Annotated in this window: 20 protein-coding genes; 8 read left to right on the top strand and 12 right to left on the bottom strand. The window is 52.2% G+C overall.

Annotated elements, in window-relative coordinates; genetic code table 11:
- Positions 1-223 precede the first annotated feature (223 nt).
- The gene (rmf, locus tag J4645_RS03550) at positions 224-391 is read left to right on the top strand and encodes a ribosome modulation factor (protein ID WP_001537784.1); all 168 of its coding nucleotides are present in this window, start codon (positions 224-226) and stop codon (positions 389-391) included.
- Positions 392-490: 99 nt separating this feature from the next.
- On the opposite strand, the gene fabA is transcribed toward rmf, so the two are convergent.
- Together fabA and J4645_RS03560 are read right to left on the bottom strand one after the other, a co-directional pair.
- Positions 491-1,009, bottom strand: a complete 519-nt coding sequence (gene fabA, locus J4645_RS03555) for a bifunctional 3-hydroxydecanoyl-ACP dehydratase/trans-2-decenoyl-ACP isomerase (RefSeq protein ID WP_000227928.1) — start codon at positions 1,007-1,009, stop codon at positions 491-493.
- A 68-nt stretch (positions 1,010-1,077) separates the two neighbouring features.
- Positions 1,078-2,838, bottom strand: coding sequence for a Lon protease family protein (locus J4645_RS03560; RefSeq protein ID WP_000156458.1), 1,761 nt, complete (start codon positions 2,836-2,838; stop codon positions 1,078-1,080).
- 185 nt (positions 2,839-3,023) lie between these two features.
- Here J4645_RS03560 and matP point away from each other — a divergent pair, with 185 nt between their 5' ends.
- Positions 3,024-3,476 (top strand): macrodomain Ter protein MatP, encoded by a 453-nt coding sequence (gene matP / locus J4645_RS03565; RefSeq protein WP_000877172.1) that lies wholly within the window; start codon positions 3,024-3,026, stop codon positions 3,474-3,476.
- Between the two features lie 71 nt (positions 3,477-3,547).
- Here matP and ompA read toward each other — a convergent pair whose 3' ends face one another.
- The gene (ompA, locus tag J4645_RS03570) at positions 3,548-4,600 is read right to left on the bottom strand and encodes a porin OmpA (protein WP_001562588.1); all 1,053 of its coding nucleotides are present in this window, start codon (positions 4,598-4,600) and stop codon (positions 3,548-3,550) included.
- Between the two features lie 356 nt (positions 4,601-4,956).
- Entirely contained in the window at positions 4,957-5,466 is a 510-nt protein-coding gene (gene sulA, locus J4645_RS03575) for an SOS-induced cell division inhibitor SulA (protein ID WP_000288730.1), read from the bottom strand.
- Positions 5,467-5,682: 216 nt separating this feature from the next.
- Between sulA and J4645_RS03580 the strand changes: the two genes are divergently transcribed.
- Entirely contained in the window at positions 5,683-6,288 is a 606-nt protein-coding gene (locus J4645_RS03580; RefSeq protein ID WP_001202375.1) for a TfoX/Sxy family DNA transformation protein, read from the top strand.
- Here J4645_RS03580 and yccS read toward each other — a convergent pair.
- Both yccS and J4645_RS03590 read right to left on the bottom strand, forming a co-directional pair.
- Positions 6,275-8,428: a YccS family putative transporter gene (gene yccS / locus J4645_RS03585; protein ID WP_023215050.1), complete on the bottom strand. Its 2,154-nt coding sequence runs from the start codon at positions 8,426-8,428 to the stop codon at positions 6,275-6,277. The two genes, J4645_RS03580 and yccS, sit on opposite strands and share 14 nt — an antisense overlap.
- A gap of 18 nt (positions 8,429-8,446) precedes the next feature.
- Positions 8,447-8,893, bottom strand: coding sequence for a YccF domain-containing protein (locus J4645_RS03590; protein WP_001261222.1), 447 nt, complete (start codon positions 8,891-8,893; stop codon positions 8,447-8,449).
- A 123-nt stretch (positions 8,894-9,016) separates the two neighbouring features.
- On the opposite strand from J4645_RS03590, the gene helD reads away from it, so the two are divergent.
- Positions 9,017-11,071, top strand: a complete 2,055-nt coding sequence (gene helD, locus J4645_RS03595) for a DNA helicase IV (RefSeq protein WP_023215049.1) — start codon at positions 9,017-9,019, stop codon at positions 11,069-11,071.
- Positions 11,072-11,106: 35 nt separating this feature from the next.
- Here helD and mgsA read toward each other — a convergent pair whose 3' ends face one another.
- A complete protein-coding gene (mgsA, locus tag J4645_RS03600) occupies positions 11,107-11,565 on the bottom strand; it encodes a methylglyoxal synthase (RefSeq protein ID WP_000424187.1) in 459 nt (152 codons plus the stop codon).
- Between the two features lie 94 nt (positions 11,566-11,659).
- Positions 11,660-12,322, bottom strand: a complete 663-nt coding sequence (locus tag J4645_RS03605; protein ID WP_000847729.1) for a DUF2057 family protein — start codon at positions 12,320-12,322, stop codon at positions 11,660-11,662.
- A 173-nt stretch (positions 12,323-12,495) separates the two neighbouring features.
- Here J4645_RS03605 and J4645_RS03610 point away from each other — a divergent pair, with 173 nt between their 5' ends.
- Complete coding sequence (locus J4645_RS03610; protein WP_023207201.1) at positions 12,496-12,909, top strand: CoA-binding protein; 414 nt, start codon at positions 12,496-12,498, stop codon at positions 12,907-12,909.
- Positions 12,910-12,953: 44 nt separating this feature from the next.
- Here the strand turns inward: J4645_RS03610 and hspQ are convergent, their stop codons facing one another.
- On the bottom strand, positions 12,954-13,271 hold the full coding sequence (hspQ, locus tag J4645_RS03615) for a heat shock protein HspQ (RefSeq protein ID WP_000561983.1): 318 nt from the start codon (positions 13,269-13,271) through the stop codon (positions 12,954-12,956).
- A 57-nt stretch (positions 13,272-13,328) separates the two neighbouring features.
- A complete protein-coding gene (gene rlmI / locus J4645_RS03620; protein WP_000140480.1) occupies positions 13,329-14,540 on the bottom strand; it encodes a 23S rRNA (cytosine(1962)-C(5))-methyltransferase RlmI in 1,212 nt (403 codons plus the stop codon).
- A gap of 214 nt (positions 14,541-14,754) precedes the next feature.
- On the opposite strand from rlmI, the gene J4645_RS03625 reads away from it, so the two are divergent.
- The 3 genes from J4645_RS03625 to yccX are packed head-to-tail and all read left to right on the top strand — an operon-like array spanning position 14,755 to position 16,438.
- A complete protein-coding gene (locus tag J4645_RS03625; protein ID WP_000859426.1) occupies positions 14,755-15,303 on the top strand; it encodes a YbhB/YbcL family Raf kinase inhibitor-like protein in 549 nt (182 codons plus the stop codon).
- A gap of 25 nt (positions 15,304-15,328) precedes the next feature.
- Positions 15,329-16,108, top strand: a complete 780-nt coding sequence (locus J4645_RS03630; protein WP_000548087.1) for an AraC family transcriptional regulator — start codon at positions 15,329-15,331, stop codon at positions 16,106-16,108.
- 48 nt (positions 16,109-16,156) lie between these two features.
- Positions 16,157-16,438: an acylphosphatase gene (gene yccX / locus J4645_RS03635; RefSeq protein ID WP_000072884.1), complete on the top strand. Its 282-nt coding sequence runs from the start codon at positions 16,157-16,159 to the stop codon at positions 16,436-16,438.
- Here yccX and tusE read toward each other — a convergent pair.
- Together tusE and yccA are read right to left on the bottom strand one after the other, a co-directional pair.
- Positions 16,435-16,764 (bottom strand): sulfurtransferase TusE, encoded by a 330-nt coding sequence (gene tusE, locus J4645_RS03640; protein ID WP_000904446.1) that lies wholly within the window; start codon positions 16,762-16,764, stop codon positions 16,435-16,437. The genes yccX and tusE overlap by 4 nt on opposite strands.
- A gap of 86 nt (positions 16,765-16,850) precedes the next feature.
- Positions 16,851-17,510 (bottom strand): FtsH protease modulator YccA, encoded by a 660-nt coding sequence (yccA, locus tag J4645_RS03645; RefSeq protein WP_000374046.1) that lies wholly within the window; start codon positions 17,508-17,510, stop codon positions 16,851-16,853.
- Positions 17,511-17,635: the final 125 nt, after the last annotated feature.

The raw sequence follows: 17,635 nt of genomic DNA on the forward strand, positions 1-17,635 counted from the left end.
TCGTGCGCCTGAGGCGGTTTTTTTATTTTTGACGCCGGAAAAATAGTTGTTATGGCTCACATTTTTTGTACAAATGATTTACCGTATAGCTCACAAATATGACATTGGTGTGAATTTTGCGCATTGACGGGCGATCCATTTAGAGGTATTCGTGTAGTGTGATTGCACATTTTGTAATCACTGTTTTCTTTTCCACCAGATACAAATATGAGGGAAACGAGGCATGAAGAGACAAAAACGAGATCGCCTGGAACGGGCACATCAACGTGGATATCAGGCCGGCATCGCCGGACGATCAAAAGAAATGTGTCCCTATCAGACGCTGAATCAACGGTCATACTGGTTGGGAGGTTGGCGACAAGCCATGGAGGACAGGGCGGTAATGGCCTGATTCTGTCTCTTTAGAAAAAGAAACCTCCGCACTGCGGAGGTTTCGCCTTTATGGGCTTTGCAAGCATGATACCGATAGCGCGGAATATCAATTCAACACTTAGAACGCGGAAGTATCCTGGAACAAACCGACTTTCAAATCGTGTGCGGTATAGATCAGACGACCATCCACCAGAACCTCACCGTCCGCCAGGCCCATGATCAGGCGACGGTTTACGATACGTTTGAAATGAATACGATAGGTGACTTTCCTGGCTGTCGGCAGAACCTGGCCGGTAAATTTCACTTCGCCCACGCCCAGAGCGCGGCCTTTGCCTTCGCCGCCCAACCAGCCCAGGTAGAATCCCACCAATTGCCACATAGCATCCAGACCCAGACAACCGGGCATCACCGGATCGCCGATAAAGTGGCATCCGAAGAACCATAGATCCGGATTGATATCCAGCTCGGCTTCGACATAGCCTTTGTCGAAATTGCCGCCCGTTTCGGTCATCTTAACGACGCGGTCCATCATCAGCATGTTCGGCGCAGGGAGTTGCGGCCCTTTAGCGCCAAACAGTTCACCACGACCAGAGGCAAGAAGGTCTTCTTTTGTATAGGATTCGCGTTTATCTACCATGTTTTATGTAAACCTTATTTTATTGAAGCACGCAGGATAGCTAACACGTGTACGCTGAACAAGTCCGATCAGTTCGGAATAAAAGCGTTCAGCCAACGTAATGGCCACGGGAAACGATGACGGCCTTCCTGTTGCGTCGCCTGCGCGATACGCTCCTGGATAGTCTGCATCAACGTCGTTTGACCTTCGCCATCCCACACCAGATTTAACAGTAGCGGTAAGGCGTCGGTCACGTCGTCTACCGCCCAGATAGTGAACTTCTCTTCTTTAACCGCTTGCAGCAGTTCAGATTTAAGACTGAGATGGCGGACGTTGGCGGCAGGGATAATTACGCCCTGTTTACCGTTTAATTCCCGCTGCTCGCAGATGGCGAAGAAACCTTCAATTTTTTCGTTTAGCCCGCCCACCGGTTGCGCGCGACCAAACTGATCGACCGAGCCGGTAATCGCAATGTTTTGATTCACTGGCACATTGGCCAGCGCGCTGATGAGCGCACATAATTCCGCCATTGAGGCGCTATCGCCATCCACTTCGCTGTAGGACTGCTCAAAGGTTAACGAGGCAGAGAAGGGAATTTGTTGCTCCAGCTGCAACTCCGACATCAGGAAGGCCTGCATAATCATCATTCCCTTAGCGTGGATATTTCCGCCAAGTTCGGCCTTGCGCTCAATATCGTTAAATTCGCCATCGCCGATATGCACAACACAGCTAATTCGCGACGGTTCGCCAAAGGCGCGCGGATGCCCGGGAAACTCAATGACGGAAAGCGCATTGATTTGTCCAACGCGTTCGCCTTCGGTTTCAATCAGGATCTGCTCTTGCAGAATCTCATCCTGCATCCGCTCCGCCAGAAAGCCTTCTCGCCATTCGCGTCGGGCAAGCATCAGGCTGAGCGCTTCTGCGCCGCAGGTATCGCCTTCGCATAAAGGCGACGCCTCCTTAAACTGGCGGGCTATCCACAGTGGGCAAAGAGGCAGCGTATCCTGTTCGCCGGTATAGCGCACAGCCTCGCGTATCAGGACGGGCCAGGCGTCCGGTGCCGGAGGGGGCAAATTATCGCGTAAAGCGATACGCGTCACCCATTGACACCACAGGGTCATAGCTTCTGCGTCCGCTATCTGTAAATTGTCTTCAAATTCACTGTAGATAGCCTGTTCCGCGAGCTCCGGTTCCATCTCCTGAAAATCAGCCAGTGATTCACGTTCGCCAACCAGAATCACCTTCAGTTTGAGCGGCATTGATGGCACGGAGACCGGTAATGGACGCGACTCGTCAAACGCCACCCAGTCAAAACGCTCGCGGCTAACGATGGCTTTCAGACGCATCCACAGTAACGGCTGCGCCAGAAGGGTTCGTAAGGAAATAATCAGCACGCCGCCGTTCGCCTGATGAACCAGTCCCGGCTGCAGGGTAATGTCGCCGTTATACTGCCGCAGGCAACCAAAGAGCTGTTCGGCTTCGACCCAGTCCGCGCTGACGACTTGTGTGACGGTGGCAAAGTTGTCTTGCGCATTCTGCGCGGCGCGGTAATGAACAGTATGCCCGGAAACGTCATAATGTCCGCCGGTTAATTGTCCGGCATCGGTTTGCAGAGCGCGGACGGCATCTGAAAGTAAAGTGAGATACTCTTGCTCTTCAGGCGCTTTAGTCAGCATAAAAGAGGATGAGCTCCACGGCTGAATAAGCTGCTCAAGCGCAAATTGCAGTCGTGGCTGAGTATCACTGAGTAAGGTGTCGTTTTCGTCAGTCGCGTGTGGCTGTGCAAATATCTCCTGATAGCTTTCGCTATCCGGAACCAGATCACGCCATGCAAGTTTCGTAATGGTCAAAGTTGAGGTTTTTTAGTCTGTTGTAAAAGGGGGGATTATAGCCTAACCCGTCACGCTGCACACGCGGAAAGCGAATGCAAAGTAATATGAAGACGTGTAACCATTCACAGGTTCGAGATTCTTTTCTTCAGATGGCTAAAAAACTGATATTCTGATAACAGTTACACGGTAACGTTGGGATCGCAATGAAATATCAACAACTTGAAAATCTTGAAAGCGGTTGGAAATGGAAATATCTGGTGAAAAAGCACCGCGAAGGGGAGTTGATCACCCGCTACGTGGAAGCCAGTGCTGCCCAGGAAGCCGTCAATTTGTTGTTGGCCCTCGAAAATGAACCGGTGCGGGTAAATGTCTGGATAGACAGGCATATGAATCCTGCCTTGCTTAATCGGATGAAACAAACCATTCGGGCAAGACGCAAACGACACTTCAATGCGGAACATCAGCATACGCGCAAAAAATCTATCGATTTAGAGTTTATGGTCTGGCAGCGTCTGGCAGGCCTTGCGCAGCGACGCGGTAAAACATTATCCGAAACGATAGTGCAACTGATAGAAGACGCGGAGCATAAAGAGAAATATGCCACGCAAATGACCACGTTAAAGCAGGATTTACAGGCGTTATTAGGCAAGAAGTAACGCTGAAAGGCGTTGTCATCCAGACCAGAGCAAAAAACCCCGCGACGCGGGGTTTTTTATCAGACGGAAACTTAAGCCTGCGGCTGAGTTACCACGTCTTTAACGCCTTTAACTTCGATCTCTACGCGACGATCCGGAGCCAGGCAATCGATCAGGGCAGCGCGAGGTTTCACGTTGTCACATGTGTTGCCGGTAACCGGGTTAGATTCGCCCATACCACGTGCGGAGATTTTGTCAGACGGAATACCTTTGGAGATCAGGTAATCAACAACAGACTGAGCACGTTTCTCGGACAGACCCTGGTTGTAAGCGTCAGAACCGATACGGTCAGTGAAGCCCAGAACGACGACGGAACCGTCTTTCGGATCCAGGTTGCTCAGCTGGCTGTACAGCTGATCCAGAGCCTGCTGGCCTTCTGGTTTCAGAGTTGCTTTGTTGAAGTTGAACAGTACGTCAGACTTCAGAGTGAAGTGCTTGGTCTGTACTTCCGGAGCCGGAGCCGGTGCCGGAGCTACTACCGGAGCAGCTTCTTGCTGGCCGAAACGGTAGGAAACACCTACGCTCAGCAGGCCGTTGTCCGGACGGGTGCCGATGGTGTTGGCATCACCGATGTTGTTAGTCCACTGGTATTCCAGACGGGTTGCGATTTCAGGGGTGATGGCATACTCGATACCGCCCGCGAATACCGGGGAAACGCCGGTGTCGTGGTCTTTAGTAGACGCGCCGCCAGGGACGTTAGACTTGGTGTCTGCACGCCATACCATACCACCCAGACGGGTATAAACGTCCAGATCGTCAGTGATTGGATAACCCAGTTTAGCGGTCAACTGAACGCCCTGAGCTTTATAAGCGCCATTGATGTTGTCGCCTTTGTACGGCATACGGCCTAACCAGTCGTAGCCCATTTCAAAGCCAACGTACGGGTTAACCTGGTAACCACCAAAAGCACCTGCGCCCAGTTGGTTTTCATGAGTCGGGCCATCATTGTTAATGAAGCCGGTGTCATGGTACTGAGACCAGCCCAGTTTAGCACCAGCGTACCAGGTGTTATCTTTCGGAGCGGCCTGCGCTACGGTAGCGAAACCAGCCAGTGCCACTGCAATCGCGATAGCTGTCTTTTTCATTTTTTGCGCCTCGTTATCATCCAAAATACGCCATGAATATCTCCAACGAGATAACACGGTTAAATCCTTCACCGGGGGATCTGCTCAATAGTTACTCTACCGATATCTACGGCTTATGCTGAGCACCCCTGGCGATGTAAAGTCTACAACGTAGTTGGAAACTTACAAGTGTGAACTCCGTCAGACATGTGAAAAAAACATGCTGGATATACACATCATTTAACAGTTTCAGATGATAAATCGTACAGCAAAAATTGCGGAAACCGCTTCTGGCAAGCTTTCTCGCAAAAAAAACGTTACCACTCAAAGGAGATGCGTTCGCGTAAAAAAAAGTCCAGGATAAATCCTAATTTTACTTAATGATACAAATTAGAGTGAATTTTTAGCCCGGAATGCTGTCTCCTGGGTAAAGCGTGCGCACGTACAGGGCGCATGATAAACCCTACCGCATTACCTACCTTCGCTGCTTCAACCAGGCTGGCATGTTCTTCTTCTGTCAGTTCTTCAGTCAACCAACCAATTACCACGCTGTAATTTCCTGTACGCAAAGCGCGGATCATCGACTCCAGCGTATGACGAGGCGCAAGCTGGCTAATTTGCATCACTTTCGTTAATGGCAAACCTGAAGACTGTACCCATTCACGGCTGAGCTTTTGCTGCGGCGTGAGCCAGAGCTGCCAGCGTGATTGTTGGCCTAACTGACGGAGTAAAGGCAAAAGCAGGAGCTGCGCCATCATGGGCTGGTCTTCGTGGTAGACAACTTCACTGACCAGTCCTGCCGCGGCATTTTCCGTAGCGGTGCGCGCTGCGTTGTGGGTAGTGGTAGGAAATGACGAAGAACGATTTGCATAACCTGAAGTGTACATAATCAATCCAGCCCTGTGAGTTACTGTATATTCATACAGTACCCCTGTGGCGATGAAAGATCAACTCTATTTTCGGAAACTGTCTCGCAATTTTTATTCTTAGTGGCGTCAAAAATAAAAATCATCTTGCTCGCGGAGTATAAGTTGCCTATTTTCGTCATTAACGGATCCGTTACTGCAAATTATTCTTTTACTTTATGATTTAAAAGGAATTTTATGAGAGCACTCTCTTATGACAGGATCTATAAATCGCAAGAATATTTGGCCTCTTTGGGGACGATCCAGTATCGATCTTTATTCGGTAGCTATAGTCTGACCGTGGAGGATACCGTCTTTGCGATGGTGGCTAATGGCGAGCTTTATCTCCGCGCCTGTGAAGAAAGCGTACCCTACTGTGTGAAGCATCCTCCCGCCTGGCTCATGTTTATGAAATGTGGACGTCCCGTTATGCTCAACTATTACCGGGTGGATGAAAGCCTGTGGCGCGATCAGCAGCAGCTGGTACGTTTATCGAAGTATTCTCTTGACGCGGCAATGAAGGAAAAACACAGCCGTATTTTACAGCACAGACTCAAAGATCTCCCCAATATGACCTTCCATCTGGAAACATTGCTCAATGAGTCAGGGATAAAGGACGAAAATATGTTACGCATACTGGGCGCGAAAATGTGCTGGCTAAGGTTGCGACAAAGCAATCCCTTGCTGACGGTGAAAGTTTTGTATGCCCTGGAAGGCGCAATTGTCGGCGTACATGAAGCGGCGCTCCCGGCGAGTCGTCGCCAGGAGCTTGCCGACTGGGCTCATTCGCTTACGGCTGGGTAATTAATGTAGAAGTCGGCGGTGAAATTTGCCGTTGCAAGCGTCCAATCTCGGGCAGTAAGGCAATGAGCAAACCAATTTGTTGAACAACCAGAGGTTCTTTGCTGTCCGGACGTGTTTCCAGCGACTGAACTCGCTGCTTTAAACCCTCCAGCGCCTGGTGTACGCGCTGTTCGTCTTCAGGTTGATGATGAAGCGCATCATCAACGTAGCAGACCGCGTCATCCAGAAGCCCCAACACGTCCGGATTACTGAGCTTTTCGCGGTGCGCGCCGAGGGCGGAGATATAGCTGGTAAAAGTGTGATTGAGGCAAAGCAGCCTGAACGCCGCCTCCCGGGTTTCGGCCGTGACGTCGGGTTCGCTCGACATATTAGAAACCACGGATGCCAGTTCTGCATCGCGGTTGTGCGCGTCGCGTCTGGCAATGCGATAGGCCAGGCGGTTATCCCGTCCCTGGTGATATTGCTCAAGGATCGCATCAAGGTAGCGGCAATTAGCATCGGTGGCGCGCTGGAGTACCCGGGGAAGGTTGCGAAAGCGCCAGTCCGGCCAAATAAAGCTGACCGCAGCCCAGGCGATAGCGCAGCCAATTAACGTGTCGACGACGCGCGGTAACGCTACCTCAAAGCCTTCGCCCAGGAGGTTAAAGCAGAGTAATACCAGCAGGGTGATGAACATCGTCGCATGGGCATACTGCACATTACGGAATGCGAAGAAAAGCACGCCGGTAATCACCAGCAGAACTAACTGTCCTTCAAGCGAAGGGACAAACCATAAAATCGGCAGGCCGATCGCAACGCCTACCAACGTACCGATAATCCTGAGCGCAAGGCGATGGCGGGTCGCGTTATAGTTAGGCTGACAAACGAACAGGCTGGTGAGCAATATCCAGTACCCGTGGCGCATCCCGGTAATTTGGATGAGAGCATAACCGATGCACAATACCAGCGACATGCGTACCGCATGGCGAAAGAGAGCGGACTCCGGGGTAAAATTACGGCTCAGACGCAGCCAGATGTCGCTAAACCCGTGCAGGCTATCATCAGCCAACTGGTTTTCTGACTCATTGCGCGGCATTGCCTGGGCCTGCTCCGACTCGATCGTCGCCAGTTGCGCATCAATGGCGCGTAGGTTGGTTAATAAGAACCCAAGCGTATTTAACAGCTCTAAAGAAGCGCCGCTGGCGCGCATACGTTCAAGCGCGGCGTCAATGTGGGTAAAGGCGCGTTCAAAACGCGGATCATGCTGGTACGGCGTACGCAGTAAGATACAGCGCGCCAGCTGCGTACAGGCCTGCGCCTGCATCGACATCAGACGTTGAAAGCGGAACATGACGTCGCTATGGCGAAAATAATCGCGCAGCGTCTGGTATTGAATATGCGAAGAACTGGCGCGTTCATGAATATCCTGCGCCACAAAATAGTAATGGAGGGTGCGGCGCGTACCGCGTTGACCGCGATCGCCGCGCAGGCGAGTCAACAACGACACTTTCGTTTGGTTCAGCGTCGCCATTAACTGCCCGTTCGCTAACGCTAAATCATAGAGCGGCGCCTGGCTTTCATCTTCAATATCAGGATCAAACAGACGTGATTTCAGTTCCAGATAGTGCGCTAACTGTTCGTAACTGCGTGCCAGATTATCCTGCAACGGACGGATCGGAAATAGCAGATGCCCGGTTAGCGTCAGTAGGTTATACCATACTGCGCCTGCCAGCAGGAGCAGTGGTTGCTGATACCAGTGATCGTATAAAGAGGTACCCAGCATCGTATAGATGGCAATGAGTAACGCGCCGAACGCGATGGTAGCATAGCGTTGCCCTAATCCTCCCAACAGAATAAATCCGCTGGTGGATAACGTTAAGCCCAACGCAAATAGCCACGGCCAGGGAAAGAGCAGCTCCACAGAAGCCGACGCGATAAAAAAGCAAATTAAGGTAATGATTAAATTACGCAAGCGTCCGGCAAGGCGGTCGTCGAGATCGGTTAGCGCTGCGGCAACCATACCGAGCGTGAGCGGGATGGTCAGTTTGACGTCGCCCAGCCACCAGGGCAGGGCGGTGGTGCCGCACAGAGCGATAAAAATGCGGATGTAATACAGCCAGGCACTGTTCCAGGTATAACGGCGAATCAACGGACTTAACATAAAGGCTATTTGTCCCGATCATTCAAAACGGCGGCGCGCGTTAGCTTCTCGCGCGGCGCGAGCGGTTTCTACAGAGACGACGCGGCGACCGACAGGCCAAAGCGCAATCGCGGCAATTTTAAAGTTCGCAATACCGACAGGTATCCCGATGATAGTGACACACTGCGCGATACCGGAGGCAATGTGCATCAGGCATAGCCACCAGCCGAAAAAAAGTAACCAGAAAATATTCAGCAAAGTACCGCCAGTATTCATTAATACGCTTTTCGCCGCCGGATTAAGTTCGTCAACGTGAATGGCTTCATTACCGTAAGGGAACAGGGACAGTTTGGTTATCTCCCAGCAGGAGCGGGTCAACGGCAGGGTGAAAATAAGCACAATACTGACCAGCGTCGCCAGCAGCCAGGCCAGCGTAGTGGCAAAGCCGCCCAGTACAAAGTTTAAAATATTCAGAACGGTACGCATAAACCCTCAGTTCATTCCGGTTTTCTATCACTGCGGGCAATTGTAACGTTTTTTTAGACTGGAGCACGTTTTCTCTGGCGGTTACACTGATAAGCACATCTTTACGTCTGGATTCGCTGAGTCATGGAACTGAAAGCAACTTCTCTTGGAAAACGTCTGGCGCAACACCCGTATGATCGTGCCGAGATCCTCAACGCTGGGGTGAAAGTGTCTGGCGACAGGCATGAATATCTTATTCCATTCAATCAGTTATTGGCGATTCACTGTAAGCGTGGGCTGGTATGGGGCGAGCTGGAGTTTGTCCTGCCGGAGGATAAAGTCGTGCGTTTGCACGGTACCGAGTGGTCGGAAACCCAGCAATTCCATCGCTATCTGGACGCGCACTGGCGTCGCTGGAGCCAGGAGATGAGTGATGTCGCCGCGCAGGCATTACAAGAGCAATGGGCGCGTATTAGTGAGCGAACGGGCGAAAACCAATGGCTTACCCGTGAACGCGTTCGGGGGCTGGAACACGAAATTCGCCAGACGTTTGCCGCCTTGCCGCTACCGGTCTCACGTCTGGAGGAGTTTGCTCACTGTCGCGAGATATGGCGTAAGTGTCTGGCCTGGTTACAGGATAGCGAGGGAAGTCGGCAGCAGCATAATCAGGCGTATGCTGATGCCATGCTGGAAGCGCATGCCGACTTTTTTACGCAGATAGAATCCTCTCCGCTTAATCCCTCCCAGGCCAGGGCGGTGGTTAATGGCGAATCATCGTTACTGGTACTGGCGGGGGCGGGAAGCGGCAAAACCTCGGTGCTGGTGGCGCGCGCGGGTTGGCTGTTGGCGCGCGGACAAGCCGATGCGGGGCAAATTCTTTTACTGGCGTTTGGCCGCAAGGCGGCAGAGGAGATGGATGAGCGTATCCGCGAGCGCTTACATACGGAAGAGATTACTGCCCGTACGTTCCATTCGCTGGCGCTATATATTATTCAGCAAGGCAGTAAAAAAGCGCCGGTTGTCAGTAAGCTGGTAAGTGACGCCACCGCGCGGCATCAGCTATTTCTGCACACCTGGCGTCAGCAGTGTAGCGAGAAAAAAGCGCAGGCCAAAGGCTGGCGTCAGTGGCTGGAAGAGGAGATGCAGTGGGCGGTGCCGGAAGGTAATTTCTGGGACGATGAGACATTGCAGCGGCGTCTGGCCCCTCGTCTGGATCGTTGGGTCAGCTTGATGCGTATGCACGGCGGCGCGCAGGCAGAAATGATCGCTGGCGCGCCAGAGGAGTGCCGCGAGCTGTTTGGCAAACGCATTAAGCTGATGGCGCCGCTGCTGAAGTCCTGGAAAAGCGCGTTGAAAGCGGAAAATGCCGTTGATTTCTCCGGGCTGATCCATCAGGCAATGGTGATCCTCGAAAAAGGGCGTTTTATCAGCCCGTGGAAGCATATTCTGGTCGATGAATTTCAGGATATTTCCCCACAACGGGCGGCGCTGTTAGAGGCGCTGCGCAAGCAGAATAGCCAGACTACGCTGTTTGCCGTTGGCGATGACTGGCAGGCGATTTACCGTTTTAGCGGGGCGCAGCTCTCCTTAACGACGGCGTTTCATCAGACGTTCGGCGAGGGCGAGCATTGCCACCTGGACACCACGTACCGCTTTAACAGTCGGATTGGCGATATTGCCAATCGCTTTGTACAGCAGAATCCGCACCAGCTTAAAAAACCGTTAAATAGTCTGACCCCAGGCGATAAAAAAGCGGTGACGTTATTGGATGAAAGCCAGTTGGACGCGTTACTGGATAAATTATCCGGCTATGCGAAGGAAGATGAACGTATCCTGGTGCTGGCGCGCTATCATCATCTGAAACCCGTGAGTCTACAAAAAGCGGCGACTCGCTGGCCGAAGTTACAGATAGACTTCATGACTATCCATGCCAGCAAAGGCCAACAGGCCGATTACGTGATTCTTGTCGGATTGCAGGAGGGTAACGACGGTTTCCCCGCCCCGGCGCGAGAATCCATTATGGAAAGTGCGCTTCTTCCTCAGGTTGAGGATTTTCCGGACGCTGAAGAGCGGCGTTTGTTATATGTGGCGTTGACGCGCGCGCGCGCGCGGGTCTGGCTGCTTTTCAATAAAGATAATCCCTCGCGCTTTGTGGAGGCGCTTAAACAGCTGGATGTGCCGGTGGCGAGGAAGCCCTAAAGCGCGGGCGGTACAGCATCCCGCCCGCGTAGCGGTTATTTCAGGCGCTCGGCCAGATAACGCGCATAATCCGGAATAAGAATATCTACAGCGTCATTAAAATGCGGGGACTGGATGATAAAGTCCGCCGTTGAGACGTTAGTGGCGACAGGGATATTCCATACGGTGGCCAGACGCAATAGCGCTTTGACATCGGGGTCGTGCGGTACCGCGTTAAGCGGGTCCCAGAAGAAAATCAACACGTCGATTTTCCCTTCTGAAATGAGCGCGCCAACCTGCTGGTCGCCGCCCATCGGGCCGCTCAGCATCGCATTAACGTCCATACCGGTTGCGCGCTGGATCAGATTCCCCGTGGTGCCGGTTGCATAAAGAACGTGTTTTTCCAGCAACGGCTGATGGCGTTCCACCCAGTTCATTAACATCTGTTTGCAGTGGTCGTGAGCAACCAACGCGATATGTTTGCGCGTCGGCAAGGTGCGAGTCGTCAGTTCCATAATTCGATTCCGTAATTAACCTGTCTACAGATTACTGGAAGCGCTTGATGCTGCAAGAGAAAGACAAAAAAATTGCGCGCTGGGACAACTCATATCAAGAGGGCGGCTGTTTTTCCGCCCATTGCAGAAAATGATGGCGTGTCTGCGGGTCGGCCAGTCGGAACCAATATTTCAGCCGCTGTTCTGTCAGAGTTTGTGATTGCGGCGGTACGGTATCAAGCTCTGAGACGTCAGAAAGTAATGTGCTGTCGTCTGCCATCATCGTGGCGAACTGAGGAAGCGAGGCGCGTTTCGCCGATTTATTATAACGCTCGGTCTCTATTTCATAATCGACCACTTTAGCCGTAGAAGTAATGGCCAGAATATCGAGTTTTACCGGAATGGGCATGGCGTCGCCGTCCAAAAGCGCCAGACGCGGCGCCGCGTTAAAATGCGAGGCTTCGCGCTCGTTTTCCAGCCGTGGGAGCTGGAAATTGACCTGATTTATCAGTTGGGTATCGAAACTTATCACCAGCGGCGGAGAAATATAAAGCCGCTCTTCATTACCGGGCAGGCGGATGGTTTTTTCCACCCGGAAAACGAGTTGATGCGGCCCGTTTTCCAGTTCGATGCTCTCTGCGCCGCGTAATAAAGAGCTGGACACCTTTTTGCCGTCCAGCACCAGCAGATCAACCTCATTCGACAGACGGAGCGTTGTGGCAAAAACAGTCACCGGCAAACAGAGAGCAAGGAAGGTGGTTAGCGCGCCGGTTTTCATAAGGTTCTCCTGTCCAAAGGCCGTCTGGCTAATAATGTATCGAAATTTTTCTTAGATCATGTTTACTAACATATAGACATATTTTGGCGTTTTGCTCTCATACATCGGTATGGGATGAATGGTTGCTATGTCAGGTTTGTCGTACACTTTGCAAAACAGCCAGGAGAAAGATGATGAAAGAGACCGATATTGCTGATGTTTTGACGTCCACTCGCACTATCGCGCTGGTAGGTGCGAGCGATAAACCCGATCGTCCAAGTTATCGGGTAATGAAATACCTGCTTGAACAGGGCTACCATGTGATTCCGGTTGCGCCAAAAGTCGCGGGTAAGACATTGCTGGGGCAACAGGGGTATGCCACGCTGACGGACATTCCCGAAAAAGTCGATATGGTGGATGTTTTTCGCAACTCTGAAGCTGCATGGGGCGTCGCACAGGAAGCTATCGCCATCGGCGCAAAAACGCTGTGGCTACAGCTTGGCGTGATCAACGAACAGGCGGCGGTACTGGCGCGGGATGCAGGCATGACCGTGGTGATGGATCGTTGTCCGGCGATTGAGATCCCTCGCCTGGGGCTGGCGAAATAAAAGTTTAAAAGGCCGGATATCGCTCTCCGGCCTTTTAAATACAATCAGTTACGTAGTCGCGGTGCCTGAAGCTGCTTGCGAATGGTTCGCGCCAGTTCATCCATCGATGGCTGTTCTGGATGCTCGTCCCGCATTTCGCTTCGCAACTGGGCCTCGGCCAGATAAGTATGCACTGGCTGACCATCATCATCTTCCATTACCACGTGGTACCACGGAGCAGCGCGAAGTTCGTCGTTAACCGCCAGTTCATCAGGCGACGGCTCATCAAGCGAATATTCCGGGTCGATATCGACGACCACTCCGAGGTAACCTAACAGGGAATGGCGGACCTGTTGGCCGATACCGAATTTGCTGGCTATCATAGTCACCTCCCGGGAAATAGATACCCTTTATATGAGGATACTATTCCACTTTTCAAGTTACATGACGCGACAGGCAAACCCTTTCAGATACAGCCCTTCCGGGTAGGTGGCGATCACCGGGTGATCGGCGGCCTGACGGAACTGCTCTATAAATTGTACATCACGACCGGCATCTATTGCGGCATCGGCAATGATTTTCTGAAATAAATCGCTGGTCATCAGTCCGGAGCAAGAGAATGTCAGCAGTATGCCGCCCGGATTGAGCAGTTGAATCGCTAACATGTTAATGTCTTTATAGCCCCGGCAGGCACCCATTAACTGGCTTTTATTTTCGACGAATTTGGGCGGGTCCATGATGATGACGTCGAATTTTTCGCCGTGTTCACGGTAAGCGCGCAGCAACTTAAACACGTCATCGCGCACGAATTCGGCTTTGCTCAAATCCAGTTGGTTCAGTTCAACGTTTTGCCTGGCGATATCCAGCGCATCCTGTGAGGTATCCACGCTGACAACCTGGCGACAACCGCCCATTAATGCCGACACGGCAAAACCGCCGGTATAAGAGAAGCAGTTCAGTACCCGCTGATTTTCCACGTAGCGGCGCGTCGCCAGACGACTGTCGCGCTGATCAAGATAATAACCGGTTTTGTGGCCGCCCTGGATATCGACCAGCAATTTCATACCGTGTTCTTCAATTGGCAGAAGCGCAGGCGGCAGTTCTCCAGTGACCGGGCCTTGCGTCAGCGCCATCCCTTCTTTTTTCCGCACGGCGACGTCGCTGCGATCGTAAATAGCGCAATCCGGATAGCATGTTTGCAGAGCGCTAATTAATGCGGCGCGTTGATATTCGGCCCCGGCGCTGAGCAGTTGCAGCACCAAAAAATGACCAAAACGATCGATAGTGACGCCAGGCAGGCCATCGGACTCACCGGCGATCAGACGATAGCTATCCAGGCCGTCTTTTTTCGCCAGCCAGTCGCGCCACTGCTGCGCCTGGCGCAGGCGGCGGGTGAAAAACGCAATATCAATGGATTCTGCTTTATCAAATGTCCAGACGCGCGCGCGGATCTGGGATGCTGGCGACCAGGCGCCGCGTGCTAACCACTTTCCCTGATGGTCGACGATATCGATAGTTTCACCGAGGTTGGCTTTGCCTTCCAGACGGGAGACGGCGCCGGAAAAGACCCATGGGTGGCGGCGGAGTAAAGATTTTTCTCGCCCTTTGCTGAGGACTAAACGGGGATATTGCGGAAATGTAGATTCAGTCATGCGGAGTAACCTCTCACAAACAGTGACGCGAGCCGGATGATAGCTCCAGCCAGGGACCGTGAAAACGAAATGGCGCGTAGGGTAGCACAGATGAGAGAGGCAATCACCAGCGTATGGCGGTGAGCGTTTCTGCACAAAATAGAATCGTAAAGGCACAGTTTCTTCAGTGGGCGCTTTTTATAGTGTTATTTCTTTACATGAAGAAGGAAATACAATGAAAACAGTCTTCTCTTTGACCGCAGCCGCAATGATGGCATTGAGTGGCAGCGTATCTGCCGCATCGGCGTTTAGCCTCAGTAGCGCGGATATTCCGGCGGATTTTCGTTTAACGCAACAGCACGTCTTTAAAGGATTTGGTTGTAGCGGAGAAAATATTTCGCCGCAGCTGAGCTGGCGTAATCCGCCTGCCGGAACCAAAAGCTACGCTATTACCGTCTTCGATCCTGATGCGCCCACCGGAAGCGGCTGGTGGCACTGGACGATGGTGAATATTCCTGCGCAGATTCACGACCTGCCGACGGGGGCTGATAAAAAAACGTTACCCGCTGGAGTGGTGCAGGGACGTAATGATTTCGGTTATGCTGGCTTTGGCGGCGCCTGTCCGCCGCCGGGCGATAAGCCTCATCGCTATCAGTTTACTGTGTGGGCGCTGAATACGGCAACACTGCCGCTCGACAGTGAGTCGAGTGGCGCGTTGGTAGGGTTTATGCTTAACGCGCATGTGATTGCGAAAGCAAAATTCACGGCCACATACGGAAGGTAAAACAGAGGACGGCACGGTGCAGGAGATGCATATTCGACATCAGGATCTTACGACGGCAGAGGTGCGTTCCAGTCATCTGCACCGTTTGCATCGTGTTACGCTTTTTTCCGCCGCTATTTGCCATATTACGCAGGGCAGTAAAGTCATCATTCAGGATGATAGCCGCCTTGTCGCCGGGCCGGGTGAGTTGATTATTATCCCGGCGAACACGCCGCTGGAGATTATTAATCAGCCTGCGCAGAGCGGTTTTCGCTCCGACCTGTTGTTACTTTCACCGGAGATTATTGCTCGCTTTAAAACGATGTACGTTCAGGATTATCCACCGGCAAACCTGACATCGCTGTGTACCCCGATGAGCCGTAGCCTGACATTTATGTGGGAGAACGTGTTGGATGCTGTGCGCCAGGGTTTACCCGTTGGGCTACAGGAACATCAGGCGATGGGGTTACTGTTAGCGCTTTTACATGATGGCGCGGCGGGACCGCTGCTTATTGAACGGCGTTACACCCTCACGGAGCAGGTGCGGCAACTGATTATGCTCTCACCTGCTAAGCTATGGACAGCCCAGGAGATAGCCCGCCGCCTTGCTATGGGAACATCGACGCTGCGTCGACGTTTGCAGCGCGAATCGCAGAGTTATCGACAAATTGTTGAAGAGGTGCGCATGTCCTGCGCGCTTTCTCAACTGCAATCGACGACGCTGCCGATCGGCGAAATAGCGCTACGGTGCGGCTACCTGTCGGGGTCGAGATTTACGGCCAGATTCCGCCAACATTATGGGTGTCTGCCCAGTCAGGTACGTTAAGTATGTCCTGTATGAGCCTCCACCACTGATTATGAAAGGAGAACCATCATGTCGAACGTCTGCATTATCGCCTGGGTTTATGGTCGCGTTCAGGGCGTCGGGTTTCGCTATACCACGCAGCATGAGGCGCAGCGGCTGGGGTTAACCGGCTATGCGAAGAATATGGATGACGGAAGCGTAGAAGTGGTGGCCTGTGGCGACGCGGCGCAGGTAGAAAAGCTCATCAAGTGGCTGAAAGAGGGCGGGCCGCGCTCTGCTCGTGTGGACAAAATCCTTACTGAACCGCACAGCCCTCGCGAGACGCTAACAGGCTTTAGTATTCGGTATTAAATACATTTTACCGGCTTGGGCAGACCGGCGATTTTGGTCGCTTGCTTTGCCGGGCCTTTCGGGAACAGACGATACAGATAGCGGCTGTTGCCTTTTTCTTCGCCGAACTTATTCGCCATCGCCTTTACCAGCATTCGGATGGCGGGAGAGGTATTAAACTCCAGGTAAAATTCGCGCACGAAGCGCACGACTTCCCAGTGTTCCGCAGAGAGCTCAATGCCTTCATTGGCGGCGATAGCGACTGCCAGCGCTTCACTCCACTGCGTCGTCTCTTTCAGATAGCCTTCGCTATCAGTACTGATTTCTTTACCTTCAAAGATCAACATAACGTTTCACTGCGTAATCAACACGGACGGCAGTGTAGCAAAAAATAAAGCCCTGCATAAGCAGGGCTGGAAGAGGGGAATGTCGATTAGTCGCGGCTGGCGAAGCCCAGAATGCTGAGCAGGCTGACAAAGATGTTGTACAGCGAAACGTACAGACTGACGGTCGCACGAATATAGTTGGTTTCACCGCCGTGAATGATGTTACTGGTTTCATACAGGATAGCGCCCGAGGAAATCAGGATAAACACCGCGCTAATCGCCAGGTGCAATGCAGGCAGTTGCAGGAAAATATTCGCCACCATACCAATCAGCACGACGACGATCCCGGCCATTAACATACCGCCCAGGAAAGACATATCCTTACGGGTAGTCAGAACGTAAGCGGAGCAGCAGAAAAATACTAACGCGGTACCACCCAGCGCCAGGCCAATGACATCGCCCATGCCTGCTGACAGATAGGCGTTAAGAATCGGGCCCAGGATATAGCCGAGGAAGCCGGTAAACGCAAAAGCAGACAGGATACCGACCGGCTTATTGGCGGTTTTATAGGTCAGGAACATCAGCCCATACATACCGACCAGCGTCAGAATCAGGCCGGGGGAGGGCAGCATCAGTACCGTACTGGCTGTCGCGGTAATTGCGGAGAAAGCCAGCGTCAGGCTCAACAGAAAATAGGTGTTGCGCAGTACTTTGTGCGTACTCAGTAGCGAGCTACGATCACGCGATGATGTAATGATACGATCCATTAGTCACTCTCTTATGACAGATGTAATTAATAAAGGAGAATAATAAAAACAGTCACTGTCACCCAGTGGTTTTACCCATCTTTACGCATTCGTTTACGTTTAGTTTCCTTAAGAGATTTCAGGTG

Origin of the sequence: Salmonella sp. 32082101201600294FB01SM01 (assembly GCF_017572865.1) — a bacterium.
GTDB classification, from domain to species: Bacteria; Pseudomonadota; Gammaproteobacteria; order Enterobacterales; family Enterobacteriaceae; genus Salmonella; species Salmonella enterica.